This window comes from Synechococcus sp. BA-120 BA3 (assembly GCF_034931285.1).
GTDB lineage: Bacteria > Cyanobacteriota > Cyanobacteriia > PCC-6307 > Cyanobiaceae > Cyanobium.
In genome coordinates, this window is the sequence record NZ_JAYGHZ010000416.1 from 1 (window position 1) to 2,645 (window position 2,645).

The 2,645-nt window shown below is 71.9% G+C and carries 3 protein-coding genes; all 3 read right to left on the minus strand.

The genetic code is table 11. The features are described from left to right. Positions 1 to 1,145, minus strand: a 1,145-nt coding sequence (cysS, locus tag VB737_RS16185; protein ID WP_500314470.1) for a cysteine--tRNA ligase, incomplete at its 3' end; no start/stop codon positions are given. After that, on the minus strand, positions 1,142 to 2,305 hold the full coding sequence (rfbB, locus tag VB737_RS16190; RefSeq protein ID WP_500314472.1) for a dTDP-glucose 4,6-dehydratase: 1,164 nt from the start codon (positions 2,303 to 2,305) through the stop codon (positions 1,142 to 1,144). The genes cysS and rfbB, both read right to left, overlap by 4 nt. Before the next feature lie 34 nt (positions 2,306 to 2,339). After that, positions 2,340 to 2,645: sugar nucleotide-binding protein (locus VB737_RS16195; protein WP_500314474.1), on the minus strand; the 306-nt coding region annotated here is incomplete at its 5' end.

Below are 2,645 nucleotides of genomic sequence, written 5' to 3' on the forward strand. Positions count from 1 at the left end.
GGCCGGGCCAGCTCGAACAGCACCGCCACCGCCGCCGAGGTGTTGAGGTCATCGTCCATGGCGGCGGCGAAGCGGCCGCGGGCCTCGATCAGCGCTTCGGAGTCTTCGGCCGCTGACTCGGCCCCCCAGCCCAGGGCCGACCCGTGGCGCTCGCCGAGGCCCAGGGCGGCGTCCAGACCCTTCCAGCCGGTGGCGGCCGCCGCCAGGGCCTCGGCGGTGAAGTCCAGCGGCTTGCGGTAGTGGGCCTGCAGCACGAACAGCCGCAGGGTCATCGGGCTGACGCCGCTCTCCAGCAGGGCGCGGATCGTGGTGAAGTTGCCCAGCGACTTGGACATCTTCTCGCCGCCCACATTCACCATGCCGTTGTGCAGCCAGAAGCGGGCCAGGGGCTGGCCGCTGGCCGCCTCCGACTGGGCGATCTCGTTCTCGTGGTGGGGAAAGATCAGATCGGCCCCGCCCAGGTGGATGTCGATCGTGGTGCCCAGCTCCTCGCGCACCATCGCCGAGCATTCGATATGCCAGCCCGGCCGCCCCGCTCCCCAGGGGGAGGGGAAGCTGGGTTCGCCCGGCTTGGCCCCCTTCCAGAGGGCGAAATCAAACGGGTGGCGCTTGCGGGCCTCCTCCGCCTCGTTGGTGCGGCCGCTGGCCCCTTCCTGCTGGTCCTCCAGCGTGCGGCCGCTGAGCTTGCCGTAGTCCGCCTGGCGCATCACGGCGAAGTACACATCGCCATCGGCCGAATAGGCCGCCCCCTTGGCCTCCAGTTCACCGATCAGCTGGCGGATCGCGTCCAGGCTGCGGGTGGCCCGGGGCATCCGGTCGGGGGGAAGGATGTGCAGGGCGGCCATGTCGGCCTCGAAGGCGGCGATGTTGCGCTCGCTCACCACCGCCATCGAACTGCCCTCCTCCTCGGCCCGCTTGAGGATCTTGTCGTCGATGTCGGTGAAGTTCTGCACGAAGGTGACGGCATAGCCGCTCCACAGCAGATAGCGCCGCAGCACGTCCCAGACGATGTAGCTGCGGGCGTGGCCCAGGTGGCACAGGTCGTAGACCGTGACGCCGCAGCAGTAGATCGACACCTGCCCGGGCACCTGCGGCGCGAAGGGCTCGCAGCGGCGGCTGAGGGTGTTGGTGAGCCGCAGGGTCAATGGCCCGCTCCCGCCACGGCACCCGCGCCGGCACCCGCCTGGCCCAGCCGTCCGCCGCCGTAGCCGGCCCGGCTGCGCACGTGGGTGCACCAGTCGTCGTGCTCCAGGTACCACTGCACCGTGGCCCGCAGACCCTGCTGGAAGTCGTGGCGGGGCTGCCAGCCCAGCTCGCTGCTGATCCGCTGCGGGTCGATGGCGTAGCGCCGGTCATGGCCCGGCCGGTCGGCCACCGGGGTGATCAGGCCGGCGTGGGGGGAGCCGCCGGGCCGCAGCTCGTCGAGCAGGGCGCAGATGGCCTGCACCACCTGCTTGTTGGTGCGCTCCCCATGGCCACCGACGCAGTAGCTGCGGCCCACCTCGCCGCTGGTGGCGGCCAGCAGCAGGGCCTCCACGTGGTCCTCCACGTACAGCCAGTCGCGCACGTTGGCCCCGTCGCCATACAGGGGAATCGGCTCGCCGGCGACGGCCTTGAGGATCACCACCGGGATCAGCTTCTCGGGGAACTGCCAGGGCCCGTAGTTGTTGCTGCAGTTGGTCAGCACCACCGGCAGCCCGAAGGTGTGGTGCCAGGCCTGGACCAGATGGTCGCTGCCCGCCTTGCTGGCGGAGTAGGGGCTGCGCGGGTCGTAGGGGGTGGTCTCCGAGAACCGGCCCGTGGCCCCCAGCGAGCCGAACACCTCATCGGTGCTGATGTGGTGGAAGCGGAACAGCTCCCGCCGCTCCGCCGGCAGCCCCTCCCAGTGGGCCCGCACCGCCTGCAGCAGGTGGAAGGTGCCCATCACGTTGCTGACCAGGAAGGCGCCGGGATCGTCGATCGAGCGGTCGACGTGGCTTTCGGCCGCCAGGTGCAGCACCAGATCCGGATCGGCCTGGCGCACCGCGGCGGCGGTGGCCTCCCCATCGGCCAGGTCCACCTGCAGCAGCCGGTGCCGCGGCCCGTCGGCCCGCTCCGCCGCCGGCCCCAGCGCCGCCAGGGTGTTGACGATGCCCAGCAGGTCGCTGGCGTAGCCCATCTTGTCGAGGTTGAACACCGTCGCCGTGCTGTCCCGCAGCAGCCGCCGCACCAGCGCCCCGCCGATGAAGCCCGCGCCGCCGGTCACCAGGATGCGGCGACGGCCGGCCAGCAGCACCGGCAGATCGAGGCTGGGGTAGGGATCCATCGGGGTGGAGCGAGACGACGTGGGTGGGGGGTGTTCAGGCCTGGGGCAGGGGAATCCGCGCCAGCACCTCGGCGAGGGCGGCCTGCCAGTGTTGCCCCTCCAGGTCCAGTTCGCGCCGGGTGGTGGTGCCATCCAGCAGGGAATAGGAGGGGCGCCGGGCCGGGGTGGGGTAGTCGGCGGTGGTGATCGGCCGCACCCGGGCCGGGGCGTCGATCAGCCCCCGCGCCGCCGCCAGCTGGCCGATGGCCACCGCGAAGTCGTACCAGCTGGCGGCACCGCAGTCGCTCCAGTGGTGGCGGCCGCTCACCCCCCGCTCGATCACCCGCCAGCAGGCCTGCGC